Below are 26,393 nucleotides of genomic sequence, written 5' to 3' on the forward strand. Positions count from 1 at the left end.
TTTATATTCCTTCTGAAATTAACTCATGTAGGCGAGAGAGGCAACGTCGATACTTTTTAGCGTACCCTTTATCACGATATTCCGGCAAGAACAGGTCTGGTAGTGTGCATCTTGCCGACACCGCAAGTTTTACCCGCTGGTCGTACAGTTTGTCGATGAAATGTACGAAACGGAGCGCGTCAATCTGTTCGTGGAAAGGTGCAAGCCCTTCGATAAATACTACTTCCAGTGGCACAAGCAAGCGCGAGTAGCGAATAGGATGGTGCGCTGCCAAATGTTTTAGCAATTCATCAAAAGTGGTATATAACTTTGAGCTTTTAAGCGGCATATAGTGTGTGTAGGCGTTGTGCAGCGCAGCGGAATCAGACGCATAAATACCTTCCGAAAGGACATTCTCACCGTAAGCACGATGGCGATAATCCTCACCCTCTAACCTAATCGACTCGAAACTTTGGGCGATGATACCGATTTCACGCTTGAAATCATCCGCATTGAAACGCCCTTGTCCTAACTCACTTGGTAGCGTGTTTGAAGTGGTCAAGATATGGGTGTTGCCACCCTCCATCACACCTCGGATGAAAGTTTTGGCGAGCATGGTATTTCCCACATCATCCAGTTCAAACTCATCCACACAGATGAGGCGATAGGGTTTGAAAGCTTCTATTGCCGGTGCCATCCCTTTAGCACCAATCGCATAAGCCAGTTCTTGAAAGGAAAGATAGGCTTTGGGGGCAGGTGCTTCCAAATAGGCAGAAGCAAGAAGATGAGTTTTGCCCACCCCATAGCCACCATCAAGGTAAAGCCCCTTTATAGCAACCGGCGTTTTCTTCTTTAAAAAGCCAAGAAGACCCCCACGCTCGCCACGCTCTGCTTGTATCCCACTCACATATTCGCGTAGCCGTTGTAGTGTACTTGCTTGAGAAGGCTGCTTCGGGTCAGGACGATAGCTTTCAAACGAAACATGGGAAAAACGGGGAGTAGGCACAAAACCCCCGACCACCTCTTCAATACTAACCTCACAGTCAATCTGGTCAAAGGTCAGGGTACGGTTGGGCAATTCAAGCCCATCTTGTGATTTTTGCAACGATGTATTCACCTGCTGAGTGTAGCCGATTAATCAATACGCTGTCAATACTAGCGTGTTGAGAAAAGTGGAGAATTACTACTTGTAGTAAGCGCACATTTGTGCTATTTTATAGCAAAATAAAGCGATCCCTTGTGAGGACCGCTGCTTGGTTTGCGTTAAAAGAGAATGTATCAACGCACCTATCCGGATTGACGTTAGTAGCGTCTAGGATAAGAGGTCAATACAAAGATATGTCCATTGAAAAGTGATTTTGAGTTCCGGTTTAGGCGGCGATTCGCCCGGTTACCAGCGGGCGATATCTCTCACAAAACCGTAGTTTATTTAACTCAAAATCGGTGCTACTGATTCCCGCGGTTCTGGCGATAGCGTAGGAACGGCGGAATATCCAAATCATCGTTAGCCGCAGGGCGATAAGGATACGGCTCAGCCGGCGCAGTAGGCTGGTAGTTGGTCTTGCCGGAAGGCTGTTGCAACGGTTGGTTGGTATAGTGCGGCACTTGCACCGGGCGCAATTGCGGCTTGCGTACCGCATCAAAGCCTGTTGCAATCACCGTCAGCTTCACTTCACTACCCATACGTGGATCAATCACTGCACCGACTATAATATTAGCGTCAGGATCGGCGGCTTGCTGAATTATCTCCGCTGCTTCGTAAACTTCGAGAATACCGAGATCATCTCCACCGGTAATATTGAACAGCACTCCGCGCGCCCCTTCAATTGATAGCTCCAGCAAAGGACTTTCAATTGCCTGTTTGGCGGCATCAATACAACGATTATCGCCCGTACCATGTCCAATTGCCATCAAAGCAGACCCTGCATCGGTCATAATGCTCTTAACATCAGCAAAGTCGAGGTTGATTAAGCCCGGAACGGTAATCAGATCAGAAATACCTTGAATACCTTGCCGCAATACATCATCCGCAATTCTGAAGGCTTCTACTATGCTGGTCTTCTTATCGGCAACCTGCAACAGCCTATCGTTAGGAATTGTGATTAAGGTATCTACATGCTCTTTAAAGCGGGCAATGCCTTCTTCGGCAGAAGCCTTGCGGCGATTGCCTTCAAAACTAAACGGTTTGGTTACCACGCCCACGGTAAGCGCGCCGATTTCCTTAGCGATCTGGGCTATGATAGGGGAAGCGCCTGTACCTGTACCACCGCCCATACCGCTGGTGATAAATATCATGTCCGCGCCCTTTAGCGCTTCAAACAATTCCTCGCTGCTTTCTTCAGCAGCCTTAGCGCCGATTACCGGATTACCGCCCGCGCCAAGTCCTTTGGTAACTTTATCGCCAATCCGAATACGGGTAGGGGCTTTGCTATAGAGCAAGGCTTGAGCATCGGTATTCACTACGTAAAACTCAATACCGGTAAGACCACTCTCAATCATACGGTTCACTGCATTGGAACCGCCGCCACCTACGCCCACAACCTTTATCTGCGCGAAGCTTTCCAGATCCACGCTATTTATTAACTGCTGATCATGCATCCTTTTTGATGTCATTAGGGTTATCTCCTTTTAACGCAACCCGCTTGTTGCCGGTTTCTCTCTCCCCATTACTGTGCTATCCCCGACCGATAAACCCAGTTTGGAACTCAATACCCGGCTATAAGTCCCGATTAACTACTATTGTGACGGTAAAAAATTTCGCAACCAGCCAGAAAATTTCCTGCCAACCCCACCGCCGCCACTGCTGGCGCGGCGCGGTTCCTGCAAAATATCTTCGCCGTTCATCTTCTTCAGACCCCACAACACCAGTCCCACGCCGGCGCTGTAGGCGGGATTGTTCAAGGCGTCTCCGCCCATTCCACTCATCCCCCGTGGGACACCTACACGAACGGGCATTCGCAATATATGCGCCGCCGCATCGGTAATACCCGTCAAACTGGCAGAACCACCCGTAAGCACAATGCCTGCGGGGATCATCGCATCGTAGCCACTTTTCTTGATCTCGCCTTGCACCATCTCAAAAAGCTGGCGCGCACGAGCATAGATTACCTCATTCAAAGTTTTTCTGGAAACGCGCTGTTTACTACCGATTTCGAAAGCTTCCACTTCGATCATTTCATCCGGCTGTTCATCCACTTTAGGATTCTCATCTACTTTGCGCAATTTCCAGTTATCGTGTCCGTAATAACCCCCGTAATAACCCTTCATAGAGCCGATTACCGAAGCATCACCGTACTTTGTCTTCAACCGTTCAGCCGTTTCAAGCGGAGTACGCAATACAATGGCGATGTCGTTGGTAATATGATTGCCGCCAATCGGTAATACCGCGGTGTGCCAGATAGTACCGTCAATGTATATTGCAATATCGGTTGTGCCGCTGCCGATATCCACCAACACGACACCCAGACGCTTCTCCGCCTCTCCTAGCACCGCTTCGCTGGCTGCCAGCGATTCGAGTACCAACTCTTCCACTTCGATGCCTACGCGCTGTACCGCCTTGTAAAGGTTATTCAAAATGCTGACCGCTCCAGTAACAATATGAGTCTCTACTTCAAGACGGTAGCCACTCATACCGATTGGGTCGCGTACCCCATCCTGCCCATCAATTACGTAGGTGCGCGGGATAACATGTAAAACTTCGCGCTGGGGCGGTATAGCTACTGCACGAGCAGAGTCCATTACCCTTGCTACATCTTCATGCCCTATCTCGCGATCGAATTTGCTCACCGCAACCACGCCCCGACTATTGATGCTGCTTACATGGCTGCCCGTTACCCCTACATTAGCCGCGCCAACTTTTATTCCGGCAAGCCTTTCAGCTTTTTCCACCGCACTGGCGATACTTTGCGAGGTTTCTTCGATATTTACCACTACGCCTTTAGCCAACCCTTTGCTAGGGCTTACTCCGTATCCGGTAATATCAATATGCCCATCTTTGGTCACCTGCCCGATAATGCAGCTGATTTTAGAAGTGCCAATGTCTATTCCCACCAAGGGTTTTTCACGGTTAACAGCCATATGTTTACTCCACCAAATCGGTGCTCAGATACTTTAATCCGCTATCGCATACCAGCGTTACGATAAGGTCGCCCGGTAACGCCCGTTTTGCTAATTGCAGCGCGGCAGCTACGTTTGCGCCACTGCTGAAGCCCCCAAAGATACCTTCCTGCTTCGCCAAAGCGCGAGCAGTAAAAGTGGCTTTTTCATCTGTTATCCCGATAGTCCCATCGCAAAGCCCCGAATCCCACAAAGGCGGCATCAGCGCATAACCTGCGCCTTGCAATTTGTGCGCCGAATTTGTAACGGGCTTGCCCCCGATTACCTGTGCTGTTTCCGGCTCAACTACAAAACACTTGATAGCCGGGTTATAGTGTTTCAATGCACGCGCCGTTCCAACAAAACTACCGCCGGAACCGGCAATTGCCACAAAAGAAGTTACTTTACCGTCGGTTTGTTCCCATATCTCTTTTCCGGTTGCCAGTTCGTGCGCCGCTGCATTCGCCGGATTATTAAACTGGTCAGGGCGAAAAGCATTTAATTCCTTCACCAGCGCTTGTGTCCGTTCTTCCACCAGCGCCAAATCCTCGCCGCTAACTTTACCCGGTACGCTACCAATCGCCTGTGGCACTAGCGCTACCTCCGCGCCTAAACCTGCCAGCATTTTGCGCCGTTCAATACTGTTGCCTTCGCTCATCACCGCAACCATGCGATAGCCCTTGATGGCGCATACTATCGCCAGCCCTGCACCCATATTGCCGCTGGTCAGTTCGACCACCGTACCACCCGGCTTTAATAAGCCCTGCTTCTCGGCTTCCTCAATCATCCGAAGCGCAGCACGATCTTTAACGCTTGCGCCGGGATTTACCGACTCAATCTTAGCCAGTACCCTTGCCGGTAAGCCTTCCGCCAATCTGTCCAGCGCTACCAACGGGGTATTACCGATTGTTTCTAAAATACTATTAAAGAACATCAGCTTATAACCGGCTTATCGGTAAAGCGCAAATCTGCCAATGACCATTTCAAATCGGTTCGAGCCTGCAACGCCTTCAGCAAATTGATTTTCTTATCCAGTTCTGCGTCTGTTCCAAAAAGCGCTTTCCATGTTCCGGTTTTGCCATTTCCTACCACTATTAAGCCGGTTGTAGGCGAGTAATCCAGCGAGGTGATTTTTATACCCTCCGTTTGCAATCTATCAAGAATTGGGGCAGCACTTGAAACCGCGACCCCCTCCACCTTTTCACCTACCTTCTTCTGAGTAGTATCTAGGCTATTTATAACAGGCAGAGTGGAAGCATCACTTCTTGGTTGCGCGGAAGATTCAAGAATCACTCCATCAGGGTCAACCATATAGTACATGTCACCAATTTTCCATACAGCCCCGGTTTTACGTTCTATTACCTCAATTCGCAGTTCATTGGGTAGTGCCTTTGTCACCTTAACATCGAGAATATAGGGTTTCTGGCGCAATTTAGCAGCTATATCATCTTCCTTTAGCAAGAAATAATTTTGCTGATTCGCGCCAGTAGTATCTATAACAGCCTTTGCATCCAGATACTTGCTGCCAGTAACCTTAATGTTAGTCATTTTGAAATTCGAGGCAGTTAAAATCCAGTAAACCAGACCTAATGCCAAAACCAGACCGACCAATAAGGGTATTCTGCCACTTTTGAAATCGGCTTTGAGTGTATCACTAAAACGGCGCGAGCCGCGCACTCCGCTCAAGACTGTACTGGTCAGCTTAACCCTCTCAGGTTTTTTCTTTTTCTTGCGGGTTGGTTTTACTTTCTCAAACTCAGGACGTTCAATACGTACTTGCGGGCGCGTATAGCGTGAGGAAGTATAGGAAGGCTCCTCATTACTACTGCGCGGCACTCTGCTTCTGTATCTCGGTCCTCTTGAACTCATATCTTCCTAACCGGGTTTAACCTCATTGCGATTTTTATCGGCATGGCGTTCTATCGCCAACTCTACCAAACGATCAACCAATTGCGGGTAACTCAAGCCGCTTGCTTCCCACATCATCGGGTACATACTCAGCGAGGTAAAACCCGGAATGGTGTTAACCTCATTGAGAAATAGCTGCCCACTATCCTTATCCTGAAAGAAATCCACTCTGGTCATACCGGCACAATCCAGCGTCAGATAGGCTTTAATTGCCAAAGTACGGATGCGGTCGCTCAATTCTTCCGGGATTTGCGCCGGGATAAAAAACTGCATACCCTGACTATCAATGTACTTGGCTTTATAGTCATAAAATTCGGCGCTATGTGCCAATTCGCCCACCACCGAAGCTATCGGCTCATCGTTGCCCAGTACCGCTACTTCCAGTTCGCGCGGGCGTACCCCTTTTTCGACCATAATCTTGCGATCATAGCGAGCGGCGTTATCTATGGCGTTCGTCAGTTCACTTTTATCTGTAGCTCTACCAATGCCAACGCTGCTACCCATATTGACAGGCTTTACGAAGCAGGGATAGCCGATCTTTTCTTCAAGTTCCGCCAGAATTGAGGCTTTCTTTTCAGGTTTATCCCAATCGCGCCGCTTGAACGCTACATAGTCAATGACTGATATTCCGGCAGAGCGGAACAATTCGCGCTGCGCCACTTTATCCATCCCAACCGCTGAAGCCAACACTCCGGGTCCAACGTATGGCACGTTCGCCATCTCAAGCAAGCCCTGTAAAGTGCCATCTTCGCCGTAAGGTCCATGCAAAACCGGAATCACCACATCCAGACCGCTAGTTAACGTCTTTCCGGGCGATACAGCCAATCCAGTAGCAGTTTGCTCAATTGTCGCCAAGCCGTTTACGGTAGGGTCGCCCACGATTGTAACGGGCAACGCTCCGACAGTGGCTTCCGCCATCAACCGAGCAGGGTTTACCTCGCTCGTTCCTCTTTCGCCCAGATAAAGCCAGTTACCTTCAAGGGTAATGCCGATCAGGGTAATATCATATTTTTCAGGGTCGAGCGCTGCCGCAACAGATTTGGCAGAATTAAGCGATACTTCATGCTCTGCGCTTCTACCACCGAATATTAGACCAACTCTAATTTTGTGTTTTTCTTCGCTCATTTTATTAATTTAAGGGCGTGTCCCAATCGCCCAATATCTCCAATTCCAGTTCTAGTTCTGCGCCAAACTTTTCTTTAACAGTTTTTTGCGCCAGTTTTATCAACGCCATTACATCGGAAGCCTGCGCCCCACCCAGATTGACGATAAAATTTGCGTGTCGTGGCGAGATTTGCGCCCTCCCAATAATCTTACCCTTGAGTCCGACTTCCTCAATCATTTTGCCGGAAGCCGGGAAGGGGGCAGGCGGGTTCTTAAAGACACTGCCTGCGCTTGGTTCCTGCGGCTGTTTTTCGCGCCGCCAGTTCGTCATTTCATCAATCGTTTCTTTGAGGCTAATCGAATCGCCTTTACGCAATTCAAACTCCGCCCATAGAATCAACTCGTTACCCGGTTCGCCTATTGCCGCTTTATCCATACCTACGTGTTCACGCCAGCGGGTATGGCGGTATGCCATTCCTAATTCTTCAGGGGCAAACAACTTGCGCTCACCTTGCCGAGTGGCAACCGCTACGCGCCTCAGCACTTTTGAAAAATCGCTGCCATGCGCCCCGGCGTTGCTGACAATTCCGCCACCCACACTGCCCGGAATTGTGGCGGCAAACTCGAACCCCGCCCAACCCTCTTTTGCCATGCGCCGCGCCACATTCCCTAGTAATGCGCCGCTTCCGGCTTTTAGTACGGCGGTTTCGTCCGGTTGTGGGGTTATTGTAATTTCCGCCATCCGGTTCTCAACCGCCATTCCGCGCCAACCGAGATCACTTATCAGCACATTGCTGCCGTTTCCCAACACCAGCAACGGTACACTCAGTTCCCAGCAAGTGCGCAACACCGCCAGCATATCCTCTTCGCGGGTGATTCGAGCGAAGAAATCCGCCGCCCCACCGATTCGATATGAGGTATGTTTGGCAAGTAGCTCGCCCAGTACCAGTTTCTTACCTAAAACGTGCTCCAAAGCCAGTTTTGCGCCTTGAAAGTCAAAGCTCATAACAGCAAGTCTGCAATCTTCCAGATATCACCCGCCCCAAGCATCAGCAGCACATCGCCGGGCTGAAGAATCTCTTTCAATATGACGCTGGCATTCTGATATGTAACAACTTGCGTCACTTTACCGGGGTGCTGCATAAGGCTTAGAATATCCTCGCTGGAAACACCCAGCGTATCGGTTTCCCTCGTCCGAAATATTTCCATCAAAAGCACCCGGTCTGCCTGCGTAAATGCGGCGGCAAACTCATTAAGAAACGTTTTGGTGCGTCTATGCGTGTGGGGTTGGAAAAGAGCAACCAACCGCCTACCGCTATAACGCTGCCGTGCCGAGGCGAGCGTTGCCATAATTTCAGTGGGGTGGTGAGCGTAATCATCCACCACTAACACTCCGTTTTTCTCGCCCTTTACCTCAAAGCGGCGGGCAGTTCCCTGAAATTCCGAAATCAGTTCGCAAAATTTGGCGGGTGGTATATGCGGTGCGGCGGTTATGCACATCGCCAGCGCACCCACCGCGTTGCTCACATTGTGTAAACCGGGCAATGCCAGTGAAACCCGCGCTTGTATGTTTTTACCCTGCCAGAGCGTGAAATCATTACCACCCAGCGAATTAGACTCAATATTGGCAGCGCGCCAGTCCGCCATTCCATCCAGTCCGTAAAGATAAACCCCTGAACCGCGTTCCTTGAGGAATTGCTCACCCATCAAACGAGCATTCGGCTCATCGGCACAGAAGAACAAACGACGTGATTGGGTGGCAAACTGATGAAAAGCCGCCTTCAGGGTTTCAAAATCGCCGTAATAATCCAGATGGTCACCCTCTATATTATTCACAAGGGCAGCATCAGGGCGATACTCAAGAAAACGACGTGCATATTCGTCCGCTTCTACTACCGCGTACTCACCTTTACCCATTCCCCCGGAGCATCCCAAATCCCTTGAAATTCCTCCGATGTAAAAGGTTGGCTCTAACTCTGCTCTAGAAAGTAACGCAGCCACCAAATTAGTAGTGGTTGTTTTGCCATGGGTACCCGCTATAGCAAGGCAACGTTTGGAGTTGACCAGTAGAGCTACCATTTGTGCGTTTGTTAAAGTGCGAATACCGCGTGCCTGAGCTTCAATCAGTTCCGGGTTATTGGCAGTGGAAGCAGCGGTTGTAACCAACAAGGTAGCATCTTTTAGATTAGAGGGATCATGCCCCTCATATACCGTAACGCCACGCTGCCGCAGCCTTTCGCCATTCTCACCCGGTTTCAGGTCGCTTCCTGAAATTTTACAGCCTATATCCAGCAACATTTCTGCCAATGGGTACTGCCCTGCGCCTGCTATACCCAGCAAAAAAACGTGACTGGTATCGAGTTCATCTAATCCCGGCAAAGTTATCATTTCCTCAGAAATACATTTACCCCGATCAATAGTATCAGAGTAGCTCCTGCAAGCCCCAGAAAGAGTCTTACAAAATCAATGCCGCCTTCTTTGTTGGTGGGCGGGTTAAAAAATACCACAAAAATTAGATAAAACAGCAAAAACCCTCCCATTATCAACGGCAGATAATCCAACCAAGCAAGCAGTGGAAAGCGTTCGCCCGTTTCCCTAAGTTTAATCTCGCCGCCGCCGATCTGGGGAGCGCCGTTACCTCCGATCTGGGGTACGGCTATTTTTACGTTATCAAGAAAAGTCAGCCGTAAATCCTTACCCAGAATTTTAGTAATATTGCTGTATATATAATTTAAAAAGAACAAACCGTTGAAAAACCCTACCAACGCCCCCAACAGACTTTTATCGCTAGGTGGGCGGAACTTATTAGGTTTTCCCGGAACCGGCAACGGTCTTTTACGACCGTACAAATAAGCAAAGCCGACCAACAATAGGAACAATACGGTCTGTAAGCCCGTTTTGAAGTTGTTGTCGAGCTTGATCTGGAAAGCGCCGGTGCCTTTTGCTACTGCATTTACCCTATCACTGATAAATTGGGCAATAACATTAATAATACCTATTAAAATATCCAGTACGCCCGGCACGATGAAAGCGGTCACCACCAGAGCGAAGCTCCACACGAACTCGCGGTAAGAACCTCGTGCATAACCCCGAACTGTAAAGACCCCGATCAGAATCGTTACAATTAACCATAAAAAGCTTACGGTCATCTTTATTGGGACCCTAAGACCCTAGTCGTCAGTGCTGTTATTGCGCCGCGCCAGATTATTGTAAACTTTAGCCCAATCGCGCCGGGGCTTGCGCAGTTTTACGCCCCCTATTTGCGGCTTATCAGCCTGAGATTCAAAATCCAAAAAGGATTTACTGGCTACCGCAGGCAAGTTTTGCTTTAGCGCCAACCGTTGGCTATCTCGGCGGGCTTGCTCCTCGGATTTCTGTCTTGCCATTTCTATCTCAATTTGCTCGCGCCAAGCTATTTCGGCTTTTTCCTGCGCAGTGCGAACCTCCCAAGCTTTTCGGGCTGTTTCAAGGTCTTGATTTTCTTGCTCAGAAATAACCGTTTGATGCAATTTTTGCTGCGCTTCGCGTCTTTCTCTCTCAGCCGCACGTTGCTCACGCAATAAATCGCGTTGTTTGCGCTCAAGCTCTCGTTGTAATGCCATTTCAAGAATACGGGGATTATCCACCTGTTGCCTAGAAACATTCAGCAAAAGCCCAATCGCAGTCATTGAGATAGCCAGCGAAGAACCGCCATAGCTGATAAAGGGCAACGGAATGCCCGTAAACGGTACTAGGTTAGATACCACCGCAATATTAAGAAACGCCTGAAAAACAATATAACTGGTGACACCTACTGCTACCAATCGTCCAAAACCATCCGGCGCATGCAAAGCAATACTATAGCCCCGCCATGCCAATGCCAAGAACAGGAATACTACCAGTGCAGTGCCAACCAAACCCAATTCTTCGCCTAGCACTACAAATATGCTATCGGTATATTGAGTAGGCAGCCAAAAAAACTTGCTCCGCCCTGCCCCAAGCCCTACACCAAACAAGCCTCCTGAGCCTAACCCTAGCAATGCCTGAGCAGTATGGGTGGTAACATCGGACAACGGATCGAAGTAGGCTTTAAATCGCTCTAGTCGCCACGGTGAAGTAACCGTCATCAGGTATATAACGCTACCGGCAAGGCTAACGCCCGTAATCAAATGCAAAAGATTTGCTCCGGCTACGAAGAACATCGCCAACCCGATAAAGCCGATAACCAGCGAAGTACCCATATCCGGTTCGCGTTCGACTAACCCGATTATTACCCCAATGGTAATGGCAAACGGAAATAGCCCGTACCAAAACTTGCGAACCTTGTCGCCTTTGCTACTCAACCAGTGTGCTGCATATATAATCAGGATAAGTTTGCCAAACTCGCTAGGCTGGAACTGCGCCTGAACACTTTTACCAACCGGAAATATCCAACGCTTTGCACCAGCTATAGACGGTGCGAATTGGTCGGGTAGGATTAATACTAATATTAGCAGCGCCAATACACCGACCATAGCAATTACGCTATACTTGCGCCAAAAATGGTAATCTACTTTTACCCCAATAAAAAGTCCTACCAGCCCTACCACAACCCATGTAATTTGTTTGAACAAAATTGAGGCAGAGTTATAGTCTGGAGGAGTATTTACCGCTTCCACAAAACTGGCGCTATAAATAATTACTGTGCCTAGAGTCAAAATAACCGCTACCAGCACCAACAGCCAGTAGTCGGGTTTACCTCCGGTCAGAGATTTGACCAAAGCTTTATTTTGATTTGGTTTGGTTATATCTGTTGTAACCATTGTTTTTAAAGCCTGCTTACAATTTCGCGGAATCGCTCACCACGTTCAACCTCATGTGTGAAAAGCCCGAAACTGGCACAACCGGGAGATAGTAGCACTAGACCTCCCTCTTTTGCCAATTCTGCTGACAGCTTAACCGCCGCAGGAAAATCATCGAATGGCCCGTGTAACAGTTTCTCCGGTACGCCTGCCTGAGCCAAGGCTTCTTGCAAACGGGGAGTTGCACTCCCCTTAAGCAACACTACCGCTTTAACCCGGTTTTGCGGATTGGCAATGGCAGTAGCCATCCCCTCAAATTGAAGATTTTTATCCGCGCCACCCGCTATCAATACAATATCCTTGTTTTCGCTCTGCCGCATCGCTTCTAATGCTGCCAATACCCCTGCCGGAGAAGTGCTGGTAGTATCGTTAATAAAACGCACCCCGTTGATTTCTCTTACAAATTCCAGCCTGTCCGGCACACCCTTGAAATTCTCAATGCCGCGCCGGATTGCCTCAGTAGGCGCGCCTACCGCTTTTGCCAAAGCAGTTGCCGTAAGAGAATTCATCAGGTTATGTGCGCCGGGTAGTTTCAAGGTATTACTTGAGCAAATTTCTTCCTCGTTACCATCCCAATCGCGCCAGATAATCACTTCATCCTTCAAAAATGTCCCGGCTTTATCTTTAGGTAAAGGATTAAGAGCGAACCAACCTACCTTACCGGGCGCATCTTCGGCAAAGGTGCGAACCAACGCATCGTTCAGGTTGAGAAATACGACACCATCTTTACCCTGATTCCGATAAATCCAGCGTTTGGAGTTAGCATACTCTGCCATACTGCGATAACGGTTCAGGTGATCGGGCGACAAATTGGTCACTGCCGCATATGACGGACTGATACCCTGTTCTCCAAACCCTTCTAGTTGCCAACACGAGATTTCCAGCACTACCGGGGTGTCTTCCCCGATCTCATCCAGTTTGTTGAGCGCCGAGATTCGCAAGTTACCCGCGACTACTGTATCGCTGCGCCATTCTTTCAAAATCGCGCCCAATAATACAGTGCTGGTGGTTTTACCTCTTGTACCAGTCACACCTATAATTTTGTGTGAGCGACATAGTTTGTAAAAGAGCGTAAGTTCCATTTCAATTTGCGCACCGGCTTCTCGCGCCATCTTCAAATAAGAAGATTCGAGGGGCACTGCCGGATTTCTTATGACTAGTTCGGCGTTGCGAAAGTCTTCTTCGCGGTGTTCGCCAAATACATACTTTATGGGCAACCCTTCTAGCTTTTCGAGGGTGGGCTTTAACACTTCAGGGCTTCGTAGGTCGGTAACGATAACTTCAGCGCCCTGTGCCACCAAAAACTTCGTGACCCCTAGTCCGCCATCGTGCAATCCCAAACCCATTACCAGCGCTCTTTTACCTTTAAGTTCCATTTTCACAATAGCGCCAACGCTACCCCTATCATCCCCATTACCAAGCTAAACAGCCAGAACCGCATCGTTACCTGAGTTTCAGACCAACCGCTTTTTTCAAAGTGATGGTGTAGAGGAGCCATTTTGAACAGGCGTTTTCCGTCTGTCCATTTGAAATAAAAGACCTGCAAAACCACCGATGCCATTTCTAAGATGAAAATCCCACCTATCAAAGGCAACAATAGCCATTGGTTAGTCTGGAAAGCCAGAATCGCCAGTAACGCGCCTAGCGTCAACGAACCTGTATCACCCATAAAGACTTGCGCCGGATGGGCGTTATACCATAGAAAGCCCAGACAAGCCCCCGCTGCGGTAAAGCCGAGTAATACCACCTGCGGCTGTTCTTGCAAAAAACCGATAATAGCGTAAGCTACAAAAGCGGTGGCACAGGTGCTACCGGCGAGAGTATCAAGACCATCGGTAAGGTTAACCGCATTTGCCATTCCGGCAATCACAATGGTGGCAATCGGTACATATACCCAACCCAGCGATAGCGGTTCGCGCACGAAGGGAACATATACTTTTTGCAATTCCAACGGACCAAACAGGATTATTGCCGCTACCAAAGACATCACCAGTAGCCAGGCTAATTTAAACCGAGCCGTTAAGCCCCGCCGCGCCAGCCATTCACGCTTAAGGCGCTGCCAGCGATTTTCACCCGGTACAGGTACTTCACTGCCCTCGCGTCCAACTAGGCTGAGCATATCATCAACTGCACCAAGCAATCCGCAAGCAATCAACATTCCGATTGGGAGTAACACCGAGAGCCTACCGGTAGGTAGCAAGTTGAAAATCACCGTGACAATTAGGATTGAGCCAATTATCATCAAACCGCCCATGGTTGGCGTTCCGCTCTTTACCATGTGCGACTCAGGTCCTTCCAACCGGATACGCTTGCCAATTTTCTTGGCTTTAAGCCATACCAGCAAGGGCTTGCCGATTGCCCATGAAACCAAAAATGCCAGCGCACTCAGCAGTAAGCCTATAATCATTACAGGGGTTTCAAGCCCCTTACCCGGATTACTTTGACCTACTATCTCATACTGCTGCATACCGAGAAGCCAGCCTACCTGCGAACTCCAATCATTAATCATATTCATGGCTGACCTTCTAACAATCCGGCTATCACCTCTTCAAGAGCTATCCCACGTGAGGCTTTTACCAGCAAATAGTCGTTTTGTTGTAATAGGTCCCGTAATATTTGAGTAGCTTCGCGTTTGGTTTCTGTGAAAATAACCTGTTCTTGTCTTAACCCACTTTTTAACGCCTCTTCAGCGGTAAAACGCGAGGATTCCCCTGTTACTACCAGTATATCCACTACTTGGGCAGCACGCCTACCTACAATGCGATGCGCCTCCTCGGTGTAATAGCCCAGTTCAAGCATATCGCCTAGCATGGCGATTTTGCGCCCCTGCGTTTTAGTATCTGCCAGCAAATCTAGCGCAGCTACCGTAGATACAGCGCTGGCGTTGTAACAATCATCAATAATGACTGAACCGTTAAGACCGGGTTTCACCAGCACCCGTATCTGTGCGCTGGTATCTTTCAAACCTTGTTCAATTTCGTCCCAATTCAACCCACACAACAGTCCGATTGCACTAGCGGCTAATGCGGTGTACACATTATGGCGACCCGGCAAGGGTAGCCGTAAATGATATTTTAACCCTTTGTAATTAGCGGTAAAAGCGATACCTTCCAAACCATTGGTCTGAATATCACTCGCCCACAGGTCGAATGAAGGGTCAAAACCGTAGTAGAAAACCTGAGCCTGAGTTTGACTTGCCATTGCCTTGACAAGCGGGTCATCCCCATTCAGAACCGCCCAACCGTCCGGCGGCAAACTTTGCACTAACTCTGCTTTGTTTTTGGCAAGGTTTTCGAGACTGCCCATTCGCCCAACATGGCTATGGCTAACCCCTAGTTCAACCCCAATATGTGGTTTTGCAACAGCACAAACGCGAGTTAACTCGCCAAATTCCCAGCCACAACCCATTTCAATAACCGCTTGCTGGTATTCCTCTTGTAATTCGAGTAGTACCGGCATCAAACTATATTCATTGTTATAGCTTTTTGGCGATTTAAAAACGTGGTAGCGCTGGTTAAGCACTGCTACAGCCAGTTCTTTGGTGCTGGTTTTACCAACACTGCCCGTAATTCCAACTACATTGAGCGTAGAATATTGCGCCCGCCAATCGGCAGCCAGTTGTTGAAACGATTTGAGCGTATCCTCTACCGCTACGACAGGTACTGCTGGCAAATTTTCCTGAGTAGCAAGCCAATTCTTTCGCACTAATAATGTAGAAGCACCCGCTGCAATGGCAGCCTCAATATAATTATGACCATCGGTGTTTTCACCGGATAACGCTACAAATAACGTACCGGGAACTACCTGTCGGCTATCGTAAACAACTTTAGAATAGGTCGGATTTTCGCTTGTTAACGTGCTTATATCAGGATAGTTGGCGATGAGATGATTGTCGGGTAGATTTCCGCCCGATTGATTCAAACCCGGTAGCGGCATATACAGCTTGCCGCCCGTAGCTCGTATCAGTTCAGGCAAGGTGAGTAGCTTTTTCATTTATTAATTCAGCATCCTCATAAACAACGAAGAGGTTCTGATGAACCTGTTTGTGAATAGTAAAAGGCTTGCCGATTTTAACAGATAAGCTACGACCGTGCAATCTTGGGATAACTCGCTTCTATGGGATTTGTCACCTAATTATTACCCGATTTCAAACTCTAGTCAATCCTTTTTTTTATGATTTTGGTACTACTTTTTACAATAATCTTTAAATCCGGTTAAAATACCGGGGAAAAATGCATCCCGCCCTATTACGGGCGGGTGGTTGTCGGGAGAAGGAGCAGTAACCTTAGTCGGTTACTGGTTGGCAGGTGTCACCGGTTCGGTTGGTGGTATGTTGTAATATCGCAACAAGAATTCAACAATATTTTGAACCGCCGGTGCCGCCGTATTGGAACCAAAAGTATTGATATTGTCCAATCGCACCAATACGAGAAATTGCGGGTTATCAGCCGGTGCATAGGCAACGGTAGAACCAATATACATATCAGGACTGTAACCACCGGAAGGCAACGCAATTTGGGCAGTACCGGTCTTGCCAGCGATTCGATATCCTTTAACATCAACAAGATGCGTTTCGCCACCTGTAACCGCCTGAACCAGCACTTCAGTGGTGGTACGAGAGCTTTCAGGTGAAATTATCTGCCGCACTACCTGTGGCTTTGTCTCTTCGATTACCTTACCATCCCGCGAAATTTTGGAAACCACGTAGGGTTTAACCAATTTGCCACCATTAGCAACTGCCGAAACAGCCGTTACCAGTTGAACTGGTGTTACCGCTACCGCTTGTCCAAAGGAATTCATATCGAAATCGAGCATTGTCCAGCTTTTATTTTCTGGCCAGCGAATAATCCCTTCAACCTCACCGGAGAGATCAATCCCGGTAGTAGCGCCAATGCCGAAATTGTGCAGATAATTATAATATTTGGTTGGACCAAATTTCTCTGCTATCCACATTGCACCGACATTGCTAGAATGTTGGATGGTTTTGATAACAGTTTGATTGTCGTATCCAACCCTGTTGTAATTACAAACGGTATATCCGTATTTAATCACGCAACCCGGTAAGGTTCCGGCATTGGTTTCAGGAGTCACTGCACCGGTATCAATACCGATAGCGGTAGTAAATATCTTGAAAGTGCTGCCGGGTTCGTAAACGTCACTTACGTTCGGATCGCGAAATCGGGAAGTATCGGTCTTATTGAAATTGTTTGGATCATAATCCGGGTAACTTACCCACGCTAGAATTGCGCCTGTTTGCGGATTCATCACAATTGCGCTAGCCGCCGTTGCTTTCCAGCGGAACATAGCTGCCAGAGTTTCGCGCTCTACCTTACTCTGAATGGCGCTATCAATGGTCAGGGTCAGGTCGGCGCCTTCAACGGAGGGGCTTATCTGTTGCGCACCTAGCGCAATCGGGTTACCGGTGGCATCGCGTTCTGCCAGAATCTTACCGGGCTGTCCGCTCAACTCATCATTATAGTAACCCTCAACCCCATACGCCCCTTTCATCTCAAAATTAGTAAAGCCCAGTATATGCGCCAGTAATGTACCATTAGGATAGACTCGGCGTGGTTTCGGCTCTAAATAAATACCATCCAACTTTGCCGCACGAATTTGCTCAGCAGTGGTAGCATCTACTTCTTTAGCAATCGTATTCCAAGTATTTGTGCCTTCTTTATTAAGTACCAGCGCCGATTTTATTTGGTCTCTTGGTACATTTGGCAATAGCTTCTGTAATTTATCCAGATTCTCAGTAAGTTTTGCTTCAGTAAGGTCGCGTGGCACACCCCAGACTATATAAACAGCCGAGTTTCCTGCCAACAACATATTATTAGCATCATAAATCAAGCCACGTCTAGCGGTAATTTCGCTGGTCTGAAGATGCAGTTGTTTGGCGATACCAGAAGTGGTTGAGGCTTGATCTACCTGCCAGTGAAAAAGATTAATTACCAACGCAAATGCCACTAGTGTAACTACGCCGGCTGTAAGTCGCGTGCGAGTATAGGGAGAAAGACCCCATTTCTTCCGACGGGGCGGCAACGGCTTCCTCTTAAGCTCTGGCTCAGGTACTGGCAATTCCGGCGCATCAATAGTTGGCGACTGGAAGTCAAACCTGAGTGGTGTGCGATTACGGTAGCGAAGCTTATCGCTCACAGTGCTATCTCCTGCTGCCTAATTTAGTCTCGCCGGTAGATTATCGCGCCAACGACTGGGTAACATTTGGCTTAAAATGCGCCACCAATCACTAACCTGATAAAGACGTGGGTTTTTATTAGAACCATCTACCGCGCTAGGTGGCGCTGCCGGAATATCCATATAAACAAATTTGGTAGCTTCGGTCATATGGAGCTTTTCACGAGCTTCTTGCTCAATACGCCGCAAGTTCACCAACTTACCGATGTCCGCATTTATAGCTTCGGCTTGCTGGTTTAAAACTGCTTCCCGCTCATCAATTCTCTCTATATCATAGCCAAGTTGAACAATGGTACTGGTTTGGTTAAGCCAGATCAGAGCGGCAGCAGAAATCATCAGCCCAAACAGTGCAATTCGCACCGCCAATTGCATATTTCTGGCTCGCCTAATTAGCTGTTCGCGAACAGCTTTCATCTTAAATGCAGCTACCGTACCTATGAACCCGGTGTTTGAAGGGCGAGCGCCCGGATCGTCCATGGGAATTTGCATGCTATCCTCAAATCCTGCAAGCAACCTGAATTGCTTTAATCTATATGAGTTTTCAGTATGCCGGTAGGGTCCCTATATTTTTTCTGCTATTCGCAGTTTTGCGCTACGGCTACGCCGATTAGAAGCTTGTTCTTCTGTTCCAGCTTCCAGCGGCTTTTTCGTAATAATTTTGAGCGTTGGTATTTTGGCTTGCGCCAGATACACCGGAACGCCCGGCAAATTCTCTCTCTCACTAGCAGCATCTCGAATGAAATGCTTTACAATACGATCTTCCAGCGAGTGGAATGTGATAACCACCAGTCTTCCACCCGGTTCGAGTGTTTCCATCGCCGCATCTAGTCCTGAACGGAGATTTTCTAGTTCGCGGTTAACAGTTATTCGCAATGCCTGAAATACTTTGGTAGCCGGGTGAATCGGCTTTTTTTCACGCCCTACGCTTCTACCGCCCGAAACTCTTTGGAGTAAATGCGCCAGTTCCAAAGTAGTTTTAAATTGAGCGTGTTGGCGTGTCTCGACAATTGCTCTGGCAAAGCGGCGCGCTTGCGGCTCTTCTCCGACCTCGAAAAAGATTTTTACCAAATCTTCTTCGCGCCATTCATTTACAATGCGAGCGGCAGTCAAATCTCCCTGAGTTTCTCCTAGGCGCATATCCAGCGGACCATCTCCTTGAAAGGAGAATCCGCGAGCGGGGTTATCCAGTTGCATAGAACTGACCCCTAAATCCAGCAAAACCCCTTGCACCGGCGAAAAATTTAATTCGCGTGCTACCTGCGCCATCCCGGAAAAATTACTTTGAACCAGCTTTGCATTATCACTGAAAGGTTCTAGCCTTTTTCGAGCAATCTCCAAAGCAATTGAATCAACGTCTAGTCCTAAAAGTTGACCGTCAGGGGCAATTCGCTCCAGTATTCCAAAAGCATGACCACCTGCGCCCAATGTGCCATCTATGTAGCGACCGCCCGCTCTTAGATTCAGAGCCTCCAGCGATTCACGCCACAATACCGAGAAATGAGGAGAGTTGCCTAAAGGCTGGGTCATCATTACACCAATTGTAGGTTGCCCATACGTGCCGCCATTTCGCTGCCTTTCTCTTCGACCACTTCCTGCTCATGCTCCCAGCGTTCTTTACTCCAGATTTCGATACGGTTATTCACGCCTATTACCATTACCGTTACATCTTCGCCTTCAATGGCGGCATATTTGCGTAATTCCTGCGGAACAGTAATGCGCCCCTGCTTATCAAACTCGCATGGGGATGCGCCGGAAAAGAAATTGCGCTGTAAGGCGCGAGCATCTGGATCGGTGGTGGGAAGGGCTTCATATTCGGAGGCAAGTTTCTGAAACTCGACATCGGTGTAAAGTGCGAGGCATTTATCTACGGAGCGAGTAATAAACATTCCGGCTTCTAGTGCATTCCGGAACTTGATAGGAACGGCAAGCCGACCCTTGATATCTACATTATGTTCGTAGCTACCAAAAAACACAGCCTTACTCCCGAAATAGGCTCTCTTTTACACGCAAACTTACAGATTCAGAACGATTTAAGTAGTAAGTGTCCCCACAAATCACCACTTAATGCCTCAAATCACCACTTCTTGAGGTAATTATACATAATATTCTATGTATTACAAGGGTTTTTATGATTTGACTCAAAAAGTTTATAAATTTGTAAGGAGGGTAGGTCAAATTAAACCCCGACGTGGTTATCAGATTAGTACATACGTGCTAATAGTTTACATGTAACCGATTGTTAAAGTGCTTTTGTCCCGTGGGAATTAATTATTTCTGGGGTGCAGGTCCCATTGTTCTAGGGTAATACTTTGCAAATAAAAAGAACCCGATTTGGAACCCGAAAGGTGGACCGAATTTTTGGAGAGACCGAGAGGACCGAAAATGACCGATTTAAAGCAGTATCATAGGATATTACACAAGTTATAACATAGTTGACCTTAAAGAGTCAACTGCGAATTACTGCCATTTTCCAGATATTTCCGGCTTAAACTGCCCTCTGCTCAAATCTTGGTATAATACTCCTTACATTTCCAGCCTAATACAATTTAGAGAGGAGTAACGAGATGAGCGATAGTGGTTTTGATTTGTCCGGTAAAGTAGCAGTAGTAACAGGCGCATCACGTGGTATCGGAGAAGCAATTGCGGTGAGATTGGCAAAAGCCGGAGCAGACTTAGTAATTGCCTCACGTAAAACAGAAGGGTTAGATGAAACTGCCGCCACTATCGAGGCATTAGGCCGAAAGGCGCTGATTGTTCCCACTAACACCAGCAATAAAGATCAGGTATATGCGCTAATAAACAAGTCTATAGAAACCTTTGGCGGTATAGATATTTTAGTAAACAACGCCGCCACTAACCCACATTATGGTCCCTTGCTCGAAAGCGAAGACAGCCATTGGGAAAAAACTATTCAGGTCAATTTGCAGGGCTATTTCTGGGCAATTAAAGCCTCCGTGCCTTCAATGCAAAAGCGTGGCGGTGGCAAAATAATTAATGTAGCTTCTATCGCCGGTCTGCATTCGCTCGCATGGCAAGGTCTGTATGGCATTACTAAAGCCGGAGTTATTCATATGACTATGACACTTGGCAATGAATTGGGTGCTTCAAATATACAGGTAAATGCAATTGCGCCCGGCTTTATCAAGACTAAGATGAGTAGTGTACTTTGGCAAAATGAAGGACTAGCCAACAAAATGATTGCTCAAACCCCTGCCGGACGTATCGGCGACACCGAAGACATAGCAGGAGTAGCCTTATTTCTGGCATCTTCCGCTTCTAATTATATTACCGGGCAAACGCTTGTTGCGGATGGCGGTATTACAAATGTCTATACCTCTTAAATAGCACCGCAATAAAAAAACCCTCTCCTGAGAAATTCAGGAGAGGGAGAGCGGTTAAAGCTCTTTTAGTAATCCATACCACCGCCCGGCATCGCGGGAGCAGCCGATTTTTCTTCCGGCAGATCAGTGATAAGAGCTTCAGTGGTGAGTATCATACCGGCAATTGAAGCGGCATTCTCAAGAGCGCTGCGAGTTACCTTTACAGCCTCGATAATACCTTTTTCAATCAAGTCCACATATTCACCGCTAATCACATCGTAGCCGAGGTGAGGGTTCTTCTGCTCGGCAGAAAGGCGCTGTACGGTCTGAAGAACTACCGAACCATCCTGACCAGCGTTTACGGCGATCTGGCGCAGTGGCTCAGTTAGAGCGCGGCGTAGAATGTTCACACCGGTCAATACATCGCCAGTTGCTACCACGTCCTCAAGGGCGCTGATAGAGTTGATCAGAGCTACACCACCACCGGGCACAAAACCTTCTTCAACCGCAGCACGGGTTGCGCTCAAGGCATCCTCAACGCGGTGCTTCTTCTCTTTCAGTTCGGTTTCGGTGCTGGCACCTACACGGATTACAGCAACGCCACCCGCCAATTTAGCCAACCGCTCCTGCAACTTCTCACGATCGAAGTCGCTGGTGGTGGTTTCAATCTGCGCCTTAATTTGATCTACGCGAGCTTTGATATCTTTCTCGTCGCCATGACCTTCAATGATAGTGGTATCATCTTTGGTTGACACTACACGACGGGCTTTGCCTAAATCCTGGAGGCTAGCGGAGTCAAGTTTGCGACCCAATTCTTCGCTGATAACCTGTCCACCGGTCAGTATAGCAATATCGCGCAACATTTCTTTGCGGCGATCGCCGAAACCGGGAGCTTTAACCGCCAGTACGTTCAAAGTACCGCGCAGTTTGTTCACCACTAAAGTCGCCAGCGCCTCACCGTCAACATCCTCAGCAATAATCAAGAAATTCTTGGTCATGCTCAAAGCCTTTTCAAGGATGGGCAGCACTTCGGAAATAGCGGAAATCTTCTTATCGGTGATTAGAATTAACGGGTCATCCAGTACGGCTTCCATTCGCTCTGAGTTAGAAACGAAGTAAGCGCTGATATAACCACGGTCAATTTGCATACCTTCGGTATATTCTTTTTCGTATTCACGACCGCGACTCTCTTCAACGGTGATAACCCCGTCCTTGCCGACCTTCTCCATAACATCAGCAATCAAGTCGCCAATTTCGGCATCGGCAGCAGAAATAGTTGCAACCTGAGCTACTTGCTCGCGGGTGCTTACTTCGCGGCTATAGCTTTTAAGTTTTTCTACAATTGCATTGGTACCAAGGTCGATACCTTTTTTAAGCTGCATCGGGTTTGCACCGGCAGCCACGTTGCGCAGACCTTCATGCACAATGGCTTGAGCCAACACGGTTGCAGTGGTAGTTCCGTCACCGGCAACATCATTGGTTTTGGTAGCGGCTTCCTTAAGAAGTTGCGCGCCCATATTTTCAAAAGGATCTTTGAGTTCGATTTCTTTAGCAACAGTTACACCATCATGGGTGACGGTAGGGGCACCGAACTTTTTGTCCAAGGCTACGTTACGACCCTTAGGACCAAGGGTAGTCTTTACCGCATTCGCCAGAATGTCCACACCGCGTTTAAGCGATTGGCGCGCCTCATCTGCATTTTGCAGCTGTTTCGCCATTATTATTTCTCCTTATTTATTTACTGATACAATTGAATAAAGGCTTATGCTACGATTATTGCGAGGATATCTTTCTCACCGAGAATCAGATATTCCTTACCTTCATGCTTGAACTCGGTACCGGCATACTTGGCATATAGCACCTTATCGCCAGTCTTAACGTCCAAAGCTACCCGCTCACCCTTATCGTTCAAACGACCAGCACCAACTGCAACTATTGTGCCTTCTTGGGGTTTTTCTTTGGCGGTATCAGGTAGAACGATACCACTCTTGGTCACTTCTTCTTTAGGAGTTGGTTCGATCACAACACGGTCGCCCAACGGTTTGAGAGTGACTGCCATTTGAGTCTTGCCTCCTTCAAAATTTGTCTTTACTCCACTCGGCAAGTTACCGAGCTTCATCATATTAGACATTGGTATTAATATGCCTTATTAGCACTCACATGTTGCGAGTGCTAACTCTAGTGCTATGTTATTCCACTTGACCTTACCACGCAAGAATGCTTAGCAGTATTTATAAGCATTTATATAATTATTTTGAGTTTATTCTCTATTCAAATCTTAGTTTTTCTTCATTTTTTAACGATTTTAGCAATTGAGGCATTAGAGTGCTAACTCTAATACAACTCTTACAGAAGTTTGACGCACTGCCACTAATTGGGTATCATCCTCGATAGTTTAGCAACCAACCTCCAAGAAGGTTTGAGCCAGTTTCTTTTGAAGGAAGGAATTTTCGAGATTTGTCTACCATAAAATACCTGATTCTAGCTATGAGACCCAAACAATGGCCCAAGAACGCGATTGTTTTTGCTGGTGTTGTGTTCGATAACCATTTGTTTCAATACAGTTTTCTATTAAAAGCCTTTGTTGCCTTTATTCTTTTCTGCTCCATAAGCAGCGCAGTTTATTTGCTAAACGATCTGGTGGATATTGAGAAAGATCGGCAGCATCCCAAGAAACGTTATCGCCCGTTGCCTTCTGGCAAATTAAAACCACGAGTAGCATTTCTAGCAATGATATTGCTGGTAGCTATTACCATTCCCATCAGTCTTCTGCTTTCGTGGAAATTCGGGGCAATTATCAGCACGTACTTCATTATCCAGATTGCCTATAGCTTCTACCTGAAAAATATAGTGATTATAGATGTATTTACCATTTCCTCTGGCTTTGTGCTACGAGCAGTAGGGGGCGCATTTGTAATTGAGGTAAATGTGTCGGTGTGGTTGTTGGTTTGTACTATGCTGCTATCGCTCTTTTTGGGGCTGTCAAAACGGCGACATGAACTGGTATTACTGGCAGATGGAGCAACCGACCATCGCCGTATTCTGAAAGAGTACACTTCGGAGTTAGTACAGGAAATGATTTCGGTGGTAACAAGCTCAGTGGTAATCGCCTACTCGCTCTATACGATAACCGCACCTAACCTGCCCAAAAATAATTTGATGCCCCTCACCATTCCCTTTGTACTTTACGCCATTTTCCGCTACCTTTATCTAGTGTACCGAAGAGATGAAGGGGGCAGCCCTGAAGAAACGCTATTGAAGGATTATCCGCTACTTATTGATATTTTCCTGTGGGGTATTACTTCAATCGTAATTCTGTATGTTTTCAAATAACTCAAAACCACTTCTTCCGAAGCTCACCTAAAACCTTATCGGTGAATTGGAAGCCCGCTTTCGAGCCAAGCACCGCGTCTATCCCGCAATAAGGGCAGATCGCGGTAACGCCTCCATCAAACCAGACCTGAATTTCAGAGGGGTCAAAAACTTTGCAGCAATGGTAACAGGCTGCCCGGTCGCTTTCTTCTAATTGTTTGCGGTTATTAAACGAAAATTCAATAGCTTGTTCAGATTTCATTGTTGTAGATTTCTAGCTAGATTTTTAGTCGAGGATAAAGGTCGAAGATTCGCCTTGCAAAGAAACAGCCCGCCCACCATAGGTACGAGCCAAGATTTCGGGTGTAAAAACCTGCCGCGAGGTGCCAAGCGCAATCAACCCACGATTGATACAGGCAATATTGTCACATTCGCGGGCAGCCGCATTTAAATCGTGGGTTGCCATCAGAATGAGTTTTCCATGCTTACGTTGGTGCTTGATTATATTAATAATCACTTCCTGACTGGTGGTATCGACTCCGGTTAGCGGTTCATCCAGCAAAATAATCTCGCCCTGCTGTGCCAGCGCCCGCGCCACAAATACGCGCTGTTGCTGTCCACCGGATAGTTGGCTGATTTGGCGATGCTTCAGTGGCAACATATCCACCGACTCCAACGCTTCCTCAACCACTACGTGGTCATCTTTTCTCGGACCACGCACCCAGCCGATACGACGATAACGCCCCATCATAACTACATCTTCCACAGTAACCGGATAATCCCAGCGTACTTCCTCTTTCTGAGGTACGTAAGCCAGTTTCAAACGCGCCTGTTTTGCCGGAAGACCATTAACCAGTACCCGTCCGCGATAGGGAGTTAAACCCAGTATGCTTTTAATCAGGGTGCTTTTGCCAGCCCCGTTAGGTCCGATTATGCCTACCAATTGTCCGCTGCCGAGCTTGAAACTAACCTCCGAAAGAACGGTGTTTTGCCCATAGGATACCGACAAATCCTTAAGCTCAAGCAAGGGATTATGTCCCTCTTCGTGGCATTCGGGTCCGCACTCCTCACCGAGCGAAATGCTGCGCAGATCGGGAAAATTTGATAAGTTTTTAGGCAATTTATCTGACATTTTCAGCTACGCTAACAAAAGCAATACACTCAAAAACGATTTTGATATATTGTATCAAAAAGGCGCTGGAATGCCAATTAAATATTTGAATTTTGCTTGTATATATCGGGTCGGGTAATTTCCATCATTCGATCAGGCACTTTTAACGGCGTAAAACCATAGCGTTGGTAAAGGCTATGAGCATCACGGGTTGCCAACGAAAAACGGCGCAAACCTTGCAAATCCGGGTGAGAAACCACACATTCCAGCAACCATTTGCTAAGACCCTTACCGCGATGCTCTTCCAATACATATACATCGCCGAGATAAGCATAGGTAGCACGGTCGGTGATTACTCGGGCTAATCCAACCTGAAGTTTATTATGGAACAGTCCGAAACATAGCGAGTTGAGCAACGATTTTTCCACTATTTCCAGCGGTATTCCCTCCGCCCAGTAGGAACGACTCAGATAAGCTTGTATTGCTACGGCATCCTGTTTTGCCGGGTCGGTACTGATAATATATTCACCGTTATGATATTCTTGAAACATA

Annotated in this window: 24 protein-coding genes; 2 read left to right on the plus strand and 22 right to left on the minus strand. The window is 47.6% G+C overall.

Translation table 11 applies throughout. The annotated features are described in order from the left end of the window. Position 1: 1 nt before the first annotated feature. The 17 genes from zapE to mraZ all read right to left on the minus strand — a co-directional run bounded on the left by zapE (position 2) and on the right by mraZ (position 20,071). Positions 2-1,084 carry a cell division protein ZapE gene (zapE, locus tag OZ401_RS10785; RefSeq protein WP_341468241.1) on the minus strand — a complete coding sequence of 361 codons (1,083 nt, stop codon included), beginning with the start codon at positions 1,082-1,084 and terminating at the stop codon, positions 2-4. Between the two features lie 341 nt (positions 1,085-1,425). After that, on the minus strand, positions 1,426-2,592 hold the full coding sequence (gene ftsZ / locus OZ401_RS10790) for a cell division protein FtsZ (protein WP_341468242.1): 1,167 nt from the start codon (positions 2,590-2,592) through the stop codon (positions 1,426-1,428). A 123-nt stretch (positions 2,593-2,715) separates the two neighbouring features. Further along, a complete protein-coding gene (gene ftsA, locus OZ401_RS10795) occupies positions 2,716-4,056 on the minus strand; it encodes a cell division protein FtsA (RefSeq protein ID WP_341468243.1) in 1,341 nt (446 codons plus the stop codon). Positions 4,057-4,060: 4 nt separating this feature from the next. Beyond that, a complete protein-coding gene (locus OZ401_RS10800; RefSeq protein ID WP_341468244.1) occupies positions 4,061-5,008 on the minus strand; it encodes a PLP-dependent cysteine synthase family protein in 948 nt (315 codons plus the stop codon). After that, complete coding sequence (locus tag OZ401_RS10805; RefSeq protein ID WP_341468245.1) at positions 5,008-5,943, minus strand: cell division protein FtsQ/DivIB; 936 nt, start codon at positions 5,941-5,943, stop codon at positions 5,008-5,010. Before OZ401_RS10805 ends, OZ401_RS10800 begins: the two co-directional genes overlap by 1 nt. Before the next feature lie 6 nt (positions 5,944-5,949). Further along, positions 5,950-7,107, minus strand: a complete 1,158-nt coding sequence (locus OZ401_RS10810) for a D-alanine--D-alanine ligase family protein (protein ID WP_341468246.1) — start codon at positions 7,105-7,107, stop codon at positions 5,950-5,952. A gap of 4 nt (positions 7,108-7,111) precedes the next feature. Beyond that, positions 7,112-8,092 carry a UDP-N-acetylmuramate dehydrogenase gene (gene murB / locus OZ401_RS10815; RefSeq protein WP_341468247.1) on the minus strand — a complete coding sequence of 327 codons (981 nt, stop codon included), beginning with the start codon at positions 8,090-8,092 and terminating at the stop codon, positions 7,112-7,114. After that, complete coding sequence (gene murC, locus OZ401_RS10820; protein ID WP_341468248.1) at positions 8,089-9,465, minus strand: UDP-N-acetylmuramate--L-alanine ligase; 1,377 nt, start codon at positions 9,463-9,465, stop codon at positions 8,089-8,091. The genes murB and murC overlap by 4 nt, the downstream gene beginning before the upstream one ends. Positions 9,466-9,470: 5 nt before the next feature. Continuing rightward, complete coding sequence (locus tag OZ401_RS10825; RefSeq protein WP_341468249.1) at positions 9,471-10,235, minus strand: hypothetical protein; 765 nt, start codon at positions 10,233-10,235, stop codon at positions 9,471-9,473. Positions 10,236-10,256: 21 nt separating this feature from the next. Further along, positions 10,257-11,867 (minus strand): FtsW/RodA/SpoVE family cell cycle protein, encoded by a 1,611-nt coding sequence (locus OZ401_RS10830; RefSeq protein WP_341468250.1) that lies wholly within the window; start codon positions 11,865-11,867, stop codon positions 10,257-10,259. A gap of 5 nt (positions 11,868-11,872) precedes the next feature. Then, on the minus strand, positions 11,873-13,282 hold the full coding sequence (gene murD / locus OZ401_RS10835) for a UDP-N-acetylmuramoyl-L-alanine--D-glutamate ligase (protein WP_341468251.1): 1,410 nt from the start codon (positions 13,280-13,282) through the stop codon (positions 11,873-11,875). 2 nt (positions 13,283-13,284) lie between these two features. Beyond that, complete coding sequence (mraY, locus tag OZ401_RS10840; protein WP_341468252.1) at positions 13,285-14,421, minus strand: phospho-N-acetylmuramoyl-pentapeptide-transferase; 1,137 nt, start codon at positions 14,419-14,421, stop codon at positions 13,285-13,287. Continuing rightward, the gene (locus OZ401_RS10845; RefSeq protein ID WP_341468253.1) at positions 14,418-15,899 is read right to left on the minus strand and encodes a UDP-N-acetylmuramoyl-tripeptide--D-alanyl-D-alanine ligase; all 1,482 of its coding nucleotides are present in this window, start codon (positions 15,897-15,899) and stop codon (positions 14,418-14,420) included. The genes mraY and OZ401_RS10845 overlap by 4 nt, the downstream gene beginning before the upstream one ends. A 300-nt stretch (positions 15,900-16,199) precedes the next feature. Further along, positions 16,200-18,059, minus strand: coding sequence for a peptidoglycan D,D-transpeptidase FtsI family protein (locus OZ401_RS10850; protein WP_341468254.1), 1,860 nt, complete (start codon positions 18,057-18,059; stop codon positions 16,200-16,202). A gap of 18 nt (positions 18,060-18,077) precedes the next feature. Next, positions 18,078-18,587, minus strand: a complete 510-nt coding sequence (locus OZ401_RS10855; protein WP_341468255.1) for a hypothetical protein — start codon at positions 18,585-18,587, stop codon at positions 18,078-18,080. A 72-nt stretch (positions 18,588-18,659) separates the two neighbouring features. Further along, positions 18,660-19,628, minus strand: a complete 969-nt coding sequence (gene rsmH / locus OZ401_RS10860) for a 16S rRNA (cytosine(1402)-N(4))-methyltransferase RsmH (protein ID WP_341468256.1) — start codon at positions 19,626-19,628, stop codon at positions 18,660-18,662. After that, positions 19,628-20,071, minus strand: a complete 444-nt coding sequence (mraZ, locus tag OZ401_RS10865; RefSeq protein WP_341468257.1) for a division/cell wall cluster transcriptional repressor MraZ — start codon at positions 20,069-20,071, stop codon at positions 19,628-19,630. The genes rsmH and mraZ overlap by 1 nt, the downstream gene beginning before the upstream one ends. Before the next feature lie 591 nt (positions 20,072-20,662). Here mraZ and OZ401_RS10870 point away from each other — a divergent pair. Further along, complete coding sequence (locus OZ401_RS10870) at positions 20,663-21,439, plus strand: SDR family NAD(P)-dependent oxidoreductase (RefSeq protein WP_341468258.1); 777 nt, start codon at positions 20,663-20,665, stop codon at positions 21,437-21,439. 65 nt (positions 21,440-21,504) lie between these two features. Here the strand turns inward: OZ401_RS10870 and groL are convergent, their stop codons facing one another. After that, entirely contained in the window at positions 21,505-23,136 is a 1,632-nt protein-coding gene (gene groL / locus OZ401_RS10875) for a chaperonin GroEL (RefSeq protein ID WP_341468259.1), read from the minus strand. Positions 23,137-23,180: 44 nt separating this feature from the next. After that, positions 23,181-23,477 carry a co-chaperone GroES gene (gene groES / locus OZ401_RS10880; RefSeq protein ID WP_341468260.1) on the minus strand — a complete coding sequence of 99 codons (297 nt, stop codon included), beginning with the start codon at positions 23,475-23,477 and terminating at the stop codon, positions 23,181-23,183. 398 nt (positions 23,478-23,875) lie between these two features. Here groES and OZ401_RS10885 point away from each other — a divergent pair, with 398 nt between their 5' ends. After that, entirely contained in the window at positions 23,876-24,751 is an 876-nt protein-coding gene (locus OZ401_RS10885) for a decaprenyl-phosphate phosphoribosyltransferase (RefSeq protein ID WP_341468261.1), read from the plus strand. A 1-nt stretch (position 24,752) separates the two neighbouring features. On the opposite strand, the gene OZ401_RS10890 is transcribed toward OZ401_RS10885, so the two are convergent. From OZ401_RS10890 to OZ401_RS10900, 3 genes are all read right to left on the minus strand, one after another. Then, complete coding sequence (locus tag OZ401_RS10890) at positions 24,753-24,992, minus strand: cytoplasmic protein (protein WP_341468262.1); 240 nt, start codon at positions 24,990-24,992, stop codon at positions 24,753-24,755. A gap of 24 nt (positions 24,993-25,016) precedes the next feature. Next, positions 25,017-25,862, minus strand: coding sequence for a metal ABC transporter ATP-binding protein (locus OZ401_RS10895; RefSeq protein WP_341468263.1), 846 nt, complete (start codon positions 25,860-25,862; stop codon positions 25,017-25,019). Positions 25,863-25,939: 77 nt separating this feature from the next. Continuing rightward, positions 25,940-26,392, minus strand: a complete 453-nt coding sequence (locus OZ401_RS10900) for a GNAT family N-acetyltransferase (protein WP_341468264.1) — start codon at positions 26,390-26,392, stop codon at positions 25,940-25,942. Position 26,393 lies beyond the last annotated feature (1 nt).

This window comes from Candidatus Chlorohelix allophototropha, from assembly GCF_030389965.1.
Lineage (GTDB): Bacteria > Chloroflexota > Chloroflexia > Chloroheliales > Chloroheliaceae > Chlorohelix > Chlorohelix allophototropha.